14 protein-coding genes are annotated in these 12,860 nt (G+C 56.9%); 5 read left to right on the top strand and 9 right to left on the bottom strand.

The genetic code is table 11. The features are described from left to right. Window positions 1-8: 8 nt before the first annotated feature. Window positions 9-914, top strand: a complete 906-nt coding sequence (locus M1D87_RS27750; protein WP_016486953.1) for a hypothetical protein — start codon at window positions 9-11, stop codon at window positions 912-914. 206 nt (window positions 915-1,120) lie between these two features. Further along, window positions 1,121-2,101 carry an IS5-like element ISAch1 family transposase gene (locus M1D87_RS27745; protein WP_014819624.1) on the top strand — a complete coding sequence of 327 codons (981 nt, stop codon included), beginning with the start codon at window positions 1,121-1,123 and terminating at the stop codon, window positions 2,099-2,101. A gap of 129 nt (window positions 2,102-2,230) precedes the next feature. Here M1D87_RS27745 and M1D87_RS27740 read toward each other — a convergent pair whose 3' ends face one another. The 4 genes from M1D87_RS27740 to ligA all read right to left on the bottom strand — a co-directional run bounded on the left by M1D87_RS27740 (window position 2,231) and on the right by ligA (window position 6,813). After that, entirely contained in the window at window positions 2,231-2,674 is a 444-nt protein-coding gene (locus tag M1D87_RS27740; protein ID WP_144000596.1) for a hypothetical protein, read from the bottom strand. Between the two features lie 308 nt (window positions 2,675-2,982). After that, a complete protein-coding gene (locus M1D87_RS27735; protein WP_223817438.1) occupies window positions 2,983-3,483 on the bottom strand; it encodes a YcbK family protein in 501 nt (166 codons plus the stop codon). A gap of 195 nt (window positions 3,484-3,678) precedes the next feature. Then, window positions 3,679-4,746 carry a toprim domain-containing protein gene (locus M1D87_RS27730; RefSeq protein WP_023662249.1) on the bottom strand — a complete coding sequence of 356 codons (1,068 nt, stop codon included), beginning with the start codon at window positions 4,744-4,746 and terminating at the stop codon, window positions 3,679-3,681. 60 nt (window positions 4,747-4,806) lie between these two features. After that, window positions 4,807-6,813, bottom strand: a complete 2,007-nt coding sequence (gene ligA / locus M1D87_RS27725) for an NAD-dependent DNA ligase LigA (RefSeq protein ID WP_144000595.1) — start codon at window positions 6,811-6,813, stop codon at window positions 4,807-4,809. Between the two features lie 120 nt (window positions 6,814-6,933). On the opposite strand from ligA, the gene M1D87_RS27720 reads away from it, so the two are divergent. Together M1D87_RS27720 and M1D87_RS27715 are read left to right on the top strand one after the other, a co-directional pair. Further along, window positions 6,934-7,830, top strand: a complete 897-nt coding sequence (locus M1D87_RS27720; protein ID WP_023662251.1) for a recombination-associated protein RdgC — start codon at window positions 6,934-6,936, stop codon at window positions 7,828-7,830. An 80-nt stretch (window positions 7,831-7,910) separates the two neighbouring features. Further along, window positions 7,911-8,291, top strand: coding sequence for a hypothetical protein (locus M1D87_RS27715; RefSeq protein WP_023662252.1), 381 nt, complete (start codon window positions 7,911-7,913; stop codon window positions 8,289-8,291). A gap of 41 nt (window positions 8,292-8,332) precedes the next feature. Here M1D87_RS27715 and M1D87_RS27710 read toward each other — a convergent pair whose 3' ends face one another. From M1D87_RS27710 to M1D87_RS27690, 5 genes are read right to left on the bottom strand one after another with little or no spacing between them, the layout of a single operon-like run. Next, complete coding sequence (locus M1D87_RS27710) at window positions 8,333-8,728, bottom strand: hypothetical protein (protein ID WP_023662253.1); 396 nt, start codon at window positions 8,726-8,728, stop codon at window positions 8,333-8,335. A 41-nt stretch (window positions 8,729-8,769) separates the two neighbouring features. Then, window positions 8,770-9,501, bottom strand: coding sequence for a type-F conjugative transfer system pilin assembly protein TrbC (gene trbC, locus M1D87_RS27705; protein WP_023662254.1), 732 nt, complete (start codon window positions 9,499-9,501; stop codon window positions 8,770-8,772). Then, on the bottom strand, window positions 9,449-10,486 hold the full coding sequence (locus M1D87_RS27700; protein ID WP_016486945.1) for a TraU family protein: 1,038 nt from the start codon (window positions 10,484-10,486) through the stop codon (window positions 9,449-9,451). The genes trbC and M1D87_RS27700 overlap by 53 nt, the downstream gene beginning before the upstream one ends. Beyond that, window positions 10,483-11,181, bottom strand: coding sequence for a type-F conjugative transfer system protein TraW (gene traW, locus M1D87_RS27695; RefSeq protein WP_023662255.1), 699 nt, complete (start codon window positions 11,179-11,181; stop codon window positions 10,483-10,485). Before traW ends, M1D87_RS27700 begins: the two co-directional genes overlap by 4 nt. Window positions 11,182-11,216: 35 nt before the next feature. Then, window positions 11,217-12,014 carry a DsbC family protein gene (locus M1D87_RS27690; RefSeq protein WP_016486943.1) on the bottom strand — a complete coding sequence of 266 codons (798 nt, stop codon included), beginning with the start codon at window positions 12,012-12,014 and terminating at the stop codon, window positions 11,217-11,219. Window positions 12,015-12,123: 109 nt separating this feature from the next. On the opposite strand from M1D87_RS27690, the gene M1D87_RS27685 reads away from it, so the two are divergent. After that, window positions 12,124-12,840 carry a SprT family zinc-dependent metalloprotease gene (locus M1D87_RS27685; protein ID WP_016486942.1) on the top strand — a complete coding sequence of 239 codons (717 nt, stop codon included), beginning with the start codon at window positions 12,124-12,126 and terminating at the stop codon, window positions 12,838-12,840. The last annotated feature ends 20 nt before the right edge of the window (window positions 12,841-12,860 follow it).

The raw sequence follows: 12,860 nt of genomic DNA, 5'->3' as shown, positions 1-12,860 counted from the left end.
TGGGGCCAATGAACGAATTCACTGATATGCAACTGGGCAACGAGGAAGAAAATGATGTCTTCGGATCTGAGCTTCTATCTGACGATTCTGGCGGTCTTTCTGATCCTAGCGATGTTCGTAACTGGCTTGAGAGCTTTGATAGCGCCAATCTTTTCGAAGGTCTTGACGCCTTCGATCTTGATGGCGCTGCAGACGACGCTCAAGTGGATTTTCTGGGGGCTGACGAAACTGTGGTCGAGTCATATCCTTTTGCTGAAGAACTTGGGCTCGCCGCACTCAATAATCTATCCAACACTGGAGCGCAAAGACGAAAACTGAGGAAGGATGAGCTGCGCCGGCTTGATGAGGAGGATTTCGAGGATGGGGTTGCGCGCCTTGCTTTCCGCATCATCAAGGCCAACGTCGAGGCCTTGTTCGCGAAAAAGCTTCCAACCGAGGTGTATGTCACTGCGGCGCAGTGGGTATTTGGACCGACCCTTGGAGACTGGGCATTTGACAAGTGCTGTGAAGTGCTCGGCGCTCGCAAGGATGTCATCCGCTTGCGGATCCACTACGAATTCTGGCTACGCTGGTATGTGTTCCCGGTCGAGTTCCCTTTCATGATCGACCCCGTGCCCGAAGCTGTTGCAGATGAGATCTTCATTCTGGCCGGTAATGAGGGGTTCGATCTTGCTCGGGTAGCATGGGGGCAGCCCGGCATCCGATCTGCAGAGCTCCTGGCTCAGGCGTCCCAGGGCAATGTCACTGAGGCCTATCGTTCGGCTCTGGAGAGACTTTGTGATCGGTACATGCTGAGTCAGCAGAATGATTGTTGGTACCTCACTGGCCGTAACCCAGCACTGAGGGCCGTGGACCTGGCTCTGTTGCCCCACAAGCCCTTGGTTAACCAGATCTCCTGGTCCAGCATGTTCTAAGCAGGCTCATGGCAACCAGGCTCTCCTTTGAGCGAGAGCCTGGTGATATTGCACTCCACTTGGCCACATGTCTCCAAATCAGTAACCTGGCTATTGAAGAGGCAGCGCGTAACCTAAGAACACCGCATTGCACCCCTTAGGGAAACTCTGAAGAAGACTTCCTGATTTGGCAAAATGCCCAGACTCTCCACCCGCCCGAGTTTCCGATGAAGCAGATGACCTTCGCCGACGCCGAGTACGCCGGTAAGCGCAAGCAGACCCGCAAGGAATTGTTCCTGATCGAGATGGATCGGGTTGTGCCATGGAAGGGTTTGATTGCCTTGATCGAGCCGTATTACCCCAAGGGCGAAGGCGGCCGACCCGCCTATCCGCTGATGGCGATGCTGCGCGTACATCTGATGCAAAACTGGTTCGGCTACAGCGATCCGGCGATGGAGGAAGCGCTGTACGAGACCACCATCCTGCGTCAGTTCGCCGGGTTGAGACTGGAGCGCATTCCGGACGAGACCACCATCCTCAATTTCCGCCGGCTGCTGGAGAAGCGTGAGTTGGCGGCCGGTATCCTTGGCGTGATCAATGGCTACCTGGGAGATCGCGGCCTGTCGCTGCGCCAAGGCACCATCGTCGATGCCACGCTGATCAATGCGCCGAGTTCGACCAAGAACAAGGACGGCAAACGCGACCCGGAGATGCACCAGACCAAGAAGGGTAACCAATATTACTTCGGCATGAAGGCCCACATCGGAGTGGATGATGAGTCGGGTCTGGTACACAGCGTAGTCGGTACGCCAGCCAACGTGGCGGATGTCACTCAGGTCGACAAGTTACTGCACGGCGACGAAAACGTCGTTTGCGCCGATGCCGGCTACACGGGCGTCGAAAAGCGCTCCGAACATGAAGGCCGGGCGGTGATCTGGCAGGTCGCGGCACGCCGCAGCACTTACAAGAAGCTTGGCAAGAGCAGCCCGCTCTACAAAGCCAAGCGCAAGGTCGAGAAGGCCAAGGCGCAGGTGCGGGCGAAGGTCGAGCACCCGTTTCGGGTGATCAAGCGCCAGTTTGGTTACACCAAAGTTCGCTTTCGAGGGCTGGTGAAGAACACGGCGCAGTTAGTGACGCTGTTCGCCCTGTCGAACCTGTGGATGGCGCGCCGACATTTACTGGCGAATACAGGAGAGGTGCGCCTGTAATGTGGGAAATGGCCGGCGCGAGGTGCTCGCGGCGGCTAAAAATCCAGAAAAAATGGATGATTCGATCGTTTTTTAGACGAATCGCCGCTTTTAAAATTGGCAGGGCTGAAGTCAGCCAGAAATACGTGACTACTTCAGACCATCCTTAGCTCTAGTGCTGAGTGTTGCTTCACCCATGTTGCAAGGCTCATCACCTTTGTAAATTCTGACTCCATGGGGAATCGGGCTCTTTGAGAGATAACCAATGCTCTCCATTGATCCATTTTTATGGTTGGAATCCGGGCTGACCATTTTGTTATTTACTGTGTCGTTTCCCGCGAAAACCTCTATGTAATTAGCGGCAGGAGTGGCGCTTGCGTCGTCGATCGTATATCCAATTTTTTTAGTGGCACATCCCTTATGCTTTTCATACGTTGTGACTTCGCCGTTATTGCAGGGAGCATCTCCAACATAGAGCAGAGTTTTTCTGTCTGACTCAGTCAACTCACTCGCATCTTTGGCAGCAACGCCAGCGGTAATGCTTGAAAACAATACAAACGATAAAGCTGCACTTGCCATTTTGAGGCTTATCATTGCATTTCTCCAAATAAATTATGAGCCGGCTTTCTAGTCTAAATATCAGCGCTACGCGCTAATTACGATAGTTGAAGGGGGAGACTTCTGCTGGTCGGCCGCCACTGGCGAGCCGCTAAATCGGGGCGCTGCTACCTTAACTGCAACCCTTCCAGCGCCTGCTGGCGTATCTCGTGTCAACGGTTCTGCAAACCCGGTCACAGGGACTATCCACTTAGTCAAGCAGCAGACTGAAAAGCATGGCGGTCAAATCGAATTCAAACAGGTGGTCAGGTCAGGTCAGTGCAATCACCCACCTGGGGACTTCCCTACCCCCGCCAGACCCTCAAATTTCCGTCGTCAACATGGATGAAGCCCTGGCCTGGGTACACACCCACACCGCCACCCTCAAGGTATAGGGCTAGTCGTCGGAGGTAGTCTACCGGGACGCCTGGCACCGTCAGATCGCAGGCGCCACCTCTTAGGTGGGCTGAGTGTTTTTTGCCACCCACTTTCTGGTTGGTCGACTCTTCGCGATACCCTGAAAGTACAATGATGGGTTTCGTGATTCCGTGGATTTTGAACCAGCCTTGAATCCCAGCGAGAATGTCCAAAAGCACAGGCGACATTTGCACTGCTCTGCCGGTGTGAACATCACGCATGAGCCGGCACACGGGGTCATAGCCGGACCAAATGAGTCTGCCGTTCCAATAGACCTTGTCGACCTCTTCCCATTGCCCGGGTTTGACCTCACGCTTCAGCCAGAGGCGTCTCGGCTGATCCCAGAAGGTGCTGGCGCTTGAGAGCAGTGGTGTTGAGGTGGCGGCCAAGCCGAGGGCATAGTGCAGGAATGATCGACGGTCCAAGGCAGAGCTCCACTAACAGTGAAGCGGAGTTTATCACTGCGCATATCGTATGTGTACGTGTTGAGAATTTACAGATTATGCTAGAGCTGCCTTCGAGTCGCCTCACTGATCACTACACTGCGAGCATAAAAAAACCCGGCATGAGCCGGGTTTGGTGGGTTAGTTTAAGAGCCCTCGCATGTGCTTGAGCTGCTCGTTTAAATCGCCGACCCTGTTGGGTGGATTGAAGGTTCCAAGCTTGACTTCCAGGGCCTCTAGCACTGGCTTGAGGTTCTCCGCGGCCTTGAAGCCTGGTTTGTCAGGATCCAGAGCCTGAAGCACGTTTTTCTTGGCCATCATGTTGAACCAATCAGGTTCCCAGTTCTCGCATCCAGGTAGCGCGAAGATGGTACGTTTGGAGCCCATTTCGACTGCAGACAACATGTCGATCGGCCCTTCTACGATCATGAACTCACTATCAGAGCCTTCCCAAATCCAAGGAGATTTCCCGCCATAGCGCATGGCCTTCTTCTCCCCTTCTTTGGGCTCACGCATGAGCCGGAACTCTGCAGCACAGTGCGATTGCGACCGGAACCACAATGGGCGAAATGCACAGGCTGGCGCCTTCTTTTCGGGGTTCCACAGACCCGCTTTCACCATCAGTTCCTGCCCTGCGACTTCGGTTAAGAACTCCTTGGCCTCCATAGGGTTGTTTGGGATGGTGATCAGGATGCCTCGGTTGCAAGCCTCACGGGCCACTCCCTCGGAAATCCCACGGCCAGCAAAGTACTTGAGAGCGTCTTTCGACGGATATGTGCGAGCTTCTGCTACGCGTTGCAATACGAGCGCGAGTGCACTGTCATCACGTTGGATAGCGTCCATAGGCTTGGGTGGAATGTAGTGCTTGAGCAGTTCCACATCGGCGCCCATTAGGTCCAGGCCAGCTTCACGGTGGGACTTCTCCCAGTAAAAAGCTGCTGCAGCGACTACATCACCTTGTTCGCCGCACGAGTAACACAGCCACCCACCGTTCTTCACGCTGACTTTCACCGAGTGAATGGAAGAAGCTCCACACCCGGGGTTTGGACAGATGTTGTATCGAATTGCACCTGCTGATGGTCTCGCTCTCGCACCGAGCATGTGCTCGAAGAACCAGTCGAGCGGGACATTATCTCGCACATACTCAAAGTCGACTTCATAGGCGACTCCATTAGCATCGCGCTTGTAGGGTCCATTAGTTACTGACATTTTCTGGTTCTCCAGATGAAATCTTAATGCTCTGTGATGCTTTACGCCGGCCTGTAATCCTCACCCAGCGACAGTGGCCAGCAGCCGGGCTTCATCCCAGACGCCAATGTCTAGATCCCGGGCAGCTTCGAGTTTCGAGCCCGCTGCTTCGCCAGCAACGACAAAGCTGGTTTTGCTGGAGACCTTGCTGGAAACCTTGCCTCCTGCCCCTTCGACCAGGGCCTTGGCAGCCTCTCTGCTCAGGGTGGGGAAAGTGCCGGTGAGGACGACGATCATCCCCTTCAATGAGGCGCCACCGATGGCAGTGAAGTCATTGGGTGTGGTGATCAACGCAAGTCGGTCCGCCTCAGCACCGAGTGTCGAATCCTCAAAGAATCGGGTGATGTTGGTGGCGGTACCGTCCCCCACATCGGCGGTGGCCAGCAGTTGCGCGTACGTCGCGGCCCGGAATGCTGACCAGGACCCGAACTGCGCCGCCAGCGCTTTACTTGTGGCTTCGCCCACGCCCTCGATCCCCAGCGAGAAGATGAAACGTGGGAGGTCGGGCGACATCGAGCCTTCAATGCCCGCGATGAGGTTTTTTGCGGAGACCGGCCCAAAACCGGGCAGCGCTGCGACGGCCTTGTCGTTCAGGCTGTACAAATCAGATGGCATGCTGATCAGGCCGGCGGAGATCAGGGTTGAGACCGACTTGTCGCCCAGGTTGTCGATGTTCATCCCCAGTCGAGATGCGAAATGAGCGAGTTTGCCCTGCTTCTGTGCTGGACATTTGATTCCACCAGGGCAATGCAGCTCCACGGCGCCCTGCAGGCGCACCAGATGACTACCACACGAAGGGCACGCCGACGGCATCAAATAGCGGGAGAGGAATTCATCGCCGGCCGAGGGCACTGTACGGACTATCTCCGGTACCACATCCCCCGCTCGACGAACGATGACCTTACTACCTACCATGATGCCCTTGGCCTCGATCTGATCGGCGTTATGGAGGGTGGCACTGGAGACAACGACGCCACCGACTCGCACTGGCTTGATCTTCGCCACGGGGGTAGCAGGACCAGTCCGGCCAATCTGCACCACGATGTCTTCGACGACGGAGACGGCTTCTTCTGCCGGATACTTGAACGCGATGGCGAACCGTGGTGTTCGATTGTTCCAACCCAGCTGCTCTTGGTCAGCAAGGGAGTTGACCTTGAAGACGACGCCGTCGATAGCGACCGGGAGGTTGGAGCGATTCGAACCTACCTCATCGAAGAATGCCTTGATGCCTTCCCAGCCACGGACAACGGCCGTTTCCGGTGCAACGCTAAAGCCGAGAGTCCTCAGGCCTTCGATGATCTCCGATTGTTTGGTTGCCTTGAACGCAGCCGTGCCGTCGAGCTCCTGGGCACCATAGGCGTAGAACGACAGACGCCTGGAGGCAGTTACCTTCGGGTCTAGCTGGCGCATGCTGCCGGCTGCGCCGTTGCGGGGGTTAGCCAGTGGTTTCAGGCCCATGCTCTTGAGGCGTTCGTTCACGATTTCAAAATCGCGATTCAACATCACGACTTCGCCACGTACCTCAAGGTCGATGGGCGTAGGAAGCCTCAGCGGCAAATTCAGAATGGTTTTGGCCTGTGCTGTCACGTCCTCGCCGGTCGTACCATCACCTCGCGTGACTGCGCGAACAAAGACCCCTGCCACGTAGCGAGTCGACAGCGCCAGGCCGTCGTACTTGAGCTCCGCGGTCATCTCGATATCCGCCGGCTGTGAGAGCTCGTCCACTACAGCGCTTGCGAATGCCCTGGCCTCCTCCTCGTCCATGGCGTCTTTGAGCGACAGCATCGGCACATCGTGTTGAGCTTGCTCGAAATCATCGAGTACCCCACCGCCGACCCGCTGCGTCGGAGAGTCTGGGGCAGCGAGAGCTGGGTGCGCTGCTTCCAGTTGCTCCAGTTCACGAAACAGGAGGTTGTATTCCCCGTCCGGGATCAGGGGGGCATCGAGTCGGTGGTACGCATCCATGTGTTCAGCGACCTCTGCGCGGAGTTGAAGAACGCGTTGCTCAACCTGGGCGAATTCAGACATGGTTTTTCCACTGGCAGGATAGGTGTGTGCATGATAATAAATCTGACAGTATTATGCGTACATGTTTATTTCGCGCACCAAATCGTGCTGGTAGCAAGCCGGCCAGGAGTGAGTTGCATCATGTTCTCGAACCTTCACCTCTACCGGATTACCGAACCCTGGAGCTTGGCGCCTGCCGAACTTGCGAAGCGCCTGGAAAAAAGGGCATTCACGCCCTGCGCAGGCAGTGTCACCAAAACTCAGGGGTGGGTAGAACCGCGAGTAGGGGGCGGCCTTGTGCTGGAGGTGCAGAAGCAGATACTTCTGACACTGTGCTTTGAAGAGAAGAAAATCCCCGAGCCGGTGTTGCAGCGACACGTGGCAAAGAAGGCTGCGAAGATGCTTTCCGAAAAGGGCTACAAGCCAAGCCGAGACCAGCTCAAGGCCATGAAGGAAGAGGCGTTTATCGAACTTCTGCCCAGGGCATTCGAGGCACAGAGCACGGAGAAGGTATGGATCGACACTGCGGCCGGCCTGATCGGCATTGACTGCAGCTCACCGGCGAAAGCCGATGATGTCGTTACTCAAATCCATGATGCGATTGGCATACCCGCATCGCTGATCCGAACAGCGATGGACCCCTCCTCAGCGATGGCCACCTGGTTGATGAACAACGAGTCTCCCGACGAATTCACGGTCGACCGCGAGGTCAACCTGCAGGGGCTGGACCTTGAAAAATCCAAGGTCGGCTACGCCTCGATCAGCCTGGAGCGCGAAGAGATCCGACAGCACTTGCTCGAAGGTCGGCGCCCCGTACGGCTGGCCATGACATTCAATGAAGAGGTGTCCTTCATCCTGACCGACAAGTCGACCCTCAAGCGCATCGTATTCCTGGAGAGCGTGAACAAAGAAATTCCCGATGAGGAGGATGAAGAAGCTGCCTTTGGCGCGATGTTCGTGACTTACGTCGGCGTGCTGTCAAAGCTCGTGCCCGCACTCATGGAAGCTCTGGGCGGTGAGGAGTCCGCACAAGGGTAATCAGATTTGTAGTCGCGTGATGTGCATTACCGGGTACTAGGCGAACGCAAGGCTTAGCCACTCACCCCGGGAGAATGACCATGAAACTGACTATCGATACCGATGTTTGCAAACGCAAAGTTCAAGCTCTGTCGCTTGAGCTCGCTCTGTTCATCAGCGCGTGCTGCAATCGCTTGAAACTGATCGTTGAGATTGCTGTGATGCTGGCTAAGGCCGGTTATTTCAGGATGTTCTTTTCGCAGATCTACACCACCAGCAACATCGATGTAGACGGCTTCCGTAACGTGTTCGAGCTTGAAGGGTATCCCAGCGTCACGCCTGGCCATGTGCGTTTGCACTATCGCCAGACGGTAAACGGTCACGAGAAGGCTCGCACCAGCATGCTGGTTACTGTGCAGGAATGGGATGCAGTGGCCCGCCGTGTGGCATTCGGTTCTGGGCGCTTGGCTCAAGCTGATTAACGTTTTACAGCACCCGGCCTCACCTGAGGCCGGGTTTTTTATTACTCGCCGTACAGCGCGTCCCACGCCTCTTGGACTGCTTCGTCCGAGGCGTCGCTGAGCTCATCCAGGCTGACGTCCGCATACCCGCTGGCATGCAGCAGAGCGTCGGCGTCTGACGGTGAAAGCCCTCGGCAGATTCTGTGAATTTCTTCGCACCGGCCATAGTTCCACGCCTCATAAACCTGCGCGTTCCAGGTGATGCCCTTTTCGACGTGCTCGACCAGGTCGCGGGTCATGACATAGCGCCCCTGGAAGTAGATGCAGGAATTCAACGCGCAAGCTGATAGTTCGCCCGGGCCTTCTCCCCGACGCTTCGCAATCTCCAAATCAGCCCAGGAACTCAGGTTGAGTTTGAAGCCTGGCTCCCAAGCAATGGTGGTCAGTTCGGTTTGCATAGTTTCTCCCGAAGCCCGGCGTGATGCCGGGCTCGATCATGTCAGTGGACGGTGCCAGGGGCTTGTTGTTTGTAGATCTTCTGCAACCTGGCCTCAGCAAGCTTCGCGATCTCAGGCTGCGCACGGAGGCGGATGGTATCCAGGGCCAGCATGGCGCTGATGTCGCCGGTGATCGACGTGAAGGTGGCATCTGGTGAGCAGCCATCGTCCAGAACGGACTCTGCTTCTGCAGAAGCCACAACGAACGTAGGTACCGATTCGACTTTGAAGGCCTTGAACAGATTGGGGTTGATCTCCCACGGCACGCCGGCCTTATTCACTTCCAGCGCAGCCTGTTTGGTCTGCATCTGGGAGCCGTTCTTGAACCCTCTCACGACCATGACGGCACCGGTTTCGCGGGCTTGTTGCGCCAGTCGCTCAAGCTTGTCCTTGGGCATCGAGAACGACACGAAGATGATGAAGTCGTTCGCGCCATGGCCACCCTTGTTCCCGTCCTTGGCAGCGTTGAATCGCGCAATGACGTCGTCGAGCGACTCGGTTTTGGTGGGAGGTGGCGCGTCGATGACCGGTACAGTGGCCTTGAACGTGCCCGCCTTCACTGGGTCAATCTTCCCGTTCAGAGCGGCACTACGAGATGCCGCCTGCTCCTGCATGATCTTCTGGATAGCTTCGTTGGAAGGCATTTCCAGCTGCTGGGACACGGCAGGCCCGGCGAAGAGGCTAGTTGCTAAGAGTAGCGCCGCCGCAGCAGTCGCGTTTACGGAAAATGCCATAGCCAAAGTCCTTGTATCCTGGGAGAGGGAACTCAGTGTTCGATTCGGTCAAAATGGTCGACCGCCCGATAGGGGAGCAGCACTTGCCTGCGATTTTTGCGGTCTCAGGCTTGGGGTAGAGGCGAGTCAGCTTGTACTGCCGCTTGTCCATGATGATCTGCGGGTAGTAGCCGCACATGGCGTCACCCCCCATTGCTGCCCATTGGGTGCCAGCAGCGTGCAGTTTTGCGAGGATGCGCGTGGTTTGCAGCCTGGCGGTTTGCTCCATGCTCAGGTGGGCCTCGTTACGGCCGGTCAACGGGTACATGTGGCCGTACGAGCCGGCGGCCCAGAAGATCGTCGACAGCGGGAAGCCTGCAGACGCTGCAACGGCATCGGCGGACATGGCCCCGATCGCCAGCATGCTCCCGAAGGGGAACGCGTAGGGGGTCAGGATGCCGGCGAGCTCGTCATCGTTGTGGGTGGGGTCCGCGAACGACATCCAGGGCACGTCGATACCGCGGTTGTCCATGCACGTGTCATCCAGGATGGCGCCCATCACATACATGGCCGGGTTGATATAGAAGTTGACCTGCATGAACGAGTCGCGGGTGCTGCCGATGCCGCTGCTCTGATCGTCAGAGATGTAGCCGAAGGCATCTGCGTTCACGCCTACGTTGACCTTCACCCCACCAAGCAAGGGGAAGCATCCCGGTACCGTGGTAACGTCGGTCATCATGTCGAACTCCCAGAACGAGGTGGGAATGCCGACCTTGGGCGGGTTGTCGCACGTGCAGAATGCGCTTTTGTTGCCACTGTCGAAGTCTTCCTGGCCATCGGAGATGAGCTCCGTCGAACCGAAAAGCTTGATCGGGAACATGCAGGACCAGCAGACGTCCGAGATCAGGTTCGGGAATTTACCGGTGCACACGCCTTCTTCAGCAGAGCTGACCGTACTGAGCAGGGTCGTTGCGACAAAGCCCAGGGCCATAAGCAGTTTTTTCATAGCTTCAACTCCTCGATCTGGAGTTCCCTACCCTTTTGGGTCAGGACCGCGGGAACGCGCTCGATCCCGAATTTCTTCGTGAGAATGCCCATCTGGTCGAAGTAGACCGGGCGCCCCCACTCCCGATCGAGCTTCAGGAACGAACCTGCGACCAGTACAACTTTGTCCCGGGGGTGCTCGTCGGTACGCTTCTTGGCGTACTGCAGCTGCTTGGGATCGCGGGCGTCGATGAAGATGATCGCTTTGCTCAGGGTGATGTGGTCCAGCGGATTGATGCGAGTGCCCGCCGGCACCAGGATGTTGCCCAAATGGTCTTTGACGGTTTCAGGGTACGTGTAGGTCGGGTCGTACATCCTGATCTGTGGCTCAACGACGGGGCCAATGCCGGGTAATGGCTTGGGGTTTTCGGCTCCGGCCAACTGCTTGTCGCGGTAGTCGTTCCAGAACTTGTCGAGTTCGCCTTTCTTGTCCATCGCTCTCAACCGACCTTGGATCATGTCGATTGCATCCTGCTCCTGGATCTCCCAGGTGTTTCCGTACTTGCCGAGCTCTTCGGCATGAAGGGTGGATGACGCGAGGTAGAGGGCGGTAAAGAAAGCGGATACGCATAAGCGGCGTAGCTTCATCACAACTCCAATGAGAATGCCCAGCCCGGGGCTCTTGATGATCGGGTGATCAAAAACCAACGTGGCCATCGAAATGGCCACGTGGAGAAGACTGTCGGAGGGGATCAGGAGCCGCCGTTGAGCCAGGCTTCCAGACGTTCGGCCGATACCAGGCCCGGCATTTTCCGCCCGTCTTCGCTCACCATCGCAGGGGTGCCCTGGAAGCCGATGCTTTCGGCCAGCGCGATATTGCGCTCGATTGGGTTGTCGCAATTCTTCGCTGGCGGCTGGGTCCCTTGCGCCAACGCTTCCCATGCAGCAGCACGCCCAGCTTCAGGCAGGCACCAGACCGATTCAGCTTTGGCACGAGCCTGTGGGTGCAGCGACTCCAGCGGATACATGAAGGTGTAAATGGTCACGTTGTCCAACTTGCTGAGGACCTCGGTTTCCAGCTTCTTGCAGTACGGGCAATCCGGGTCGGAGAACAGGTAGAGCTTCCGGGAGCCATCGCCCTTCACGCGGGTGAACGCATCGGCCAGCGGAAACTTCGAGACGTCGATTTTTTCGGCGGCAGCACGCTTGGGCGCCGTCAGGTCCTTGCGGGTCTGCATGTCGTAGATGCTGCCGAACATCAGGTAGCGACCGGAGGAATCGGTGTAGGCAATGTTCTTGCCCATGGTGATCTCGTAGATGCCGTCGATCGGCGCTCGCTCCACGTTGGTGAAGTTGGTGGAGGGGTATTTGCTCTTGAGCGTGTTGATCACGGTCATGATCTCGATGTCAGCGGCAGCTGCTGGCGCTGCAACTGCTGCTGGAGCGGCTGCTGCAGGGGCCTGAGCCGCCTCTGCTGCGGGCGCAGGGGCCTGGGCGAATGCAGCCAGCGAGCAACTGGCGAGAGCGATAGCAACAGCGAGCTTTTTCATCGTCAACCTCAGAATTGGAAATGATGCAGATAGATTATGTGTACGTGTGAACATATACTAACAATACCGACAACGCGTGACTATACGCAGCTAGTATTAAATGAGAGTTATGGAAACCGTACAGCCGCCATCTCACCCGTTGCAGCAGCTGCACCAGGCCTATCGCGTCATCAACGAGCGCTTCTTTTCTGGGGCATTGCCTGGCTGTGAAATCAGATTTTCGACACGGCTAGGATCCGATGGCCACTATCGGCCTGGCGCTCTTCCGAGTGGTGAGCTCTGCCCGGCCCTCGACCTGATCGCTATTGGGGCGCACCTATCGAGCAGCAAGATGATCGAATCGCTGGCGCATCAAGCCTGTCATCAGTATCGCCAGCATGCCGGGCAGCCCCCGCGGCGGGCATATCACGACCAGGTCTGGGCCGATAAGATGGTTGAAATCGGCCTGCAACCGTCCAGTACCGGTCTGCCGGGTGGTCGAATGACCGGGCAAAAGGTGTCGCACTACCTGGTTGAGAACGGGGGAATGAGTCTCCTCATTCGTGAGCTGCTCGATCAAGGTCTGGATATCACACTCGCTGCAGCGGTCGGTCCGGGCGGCGGGCGCCGAGGTGCGAGAAAACAAGCCTGGGCACGAACGAAATACACGTGCGCGGGCTGCAAAAAATCTGTCCTTGGTGGTGACCAGTACAACCTGGTGTGTGGTGATTGCCAGCTGCCTCTAGCGCCAGAACTCGCCTCTGGAGGGGGCCTCGAAAGCGAAACGCCCTCGACGGGTGGACTGCTACATCCTGCGCCCGGTTCCCGGACCCAGTCGGCGGCATAAAAAAACCCTCGAACCATTGG

This window comes from Pseudomonas sp. SA233 (assembly GCF_054792385.1).
The sequence above is the reverse complement of the archived record's forward strand: the minus strand, read 5'-3'. Positions and strand labels throughout refer to the sequence as shown.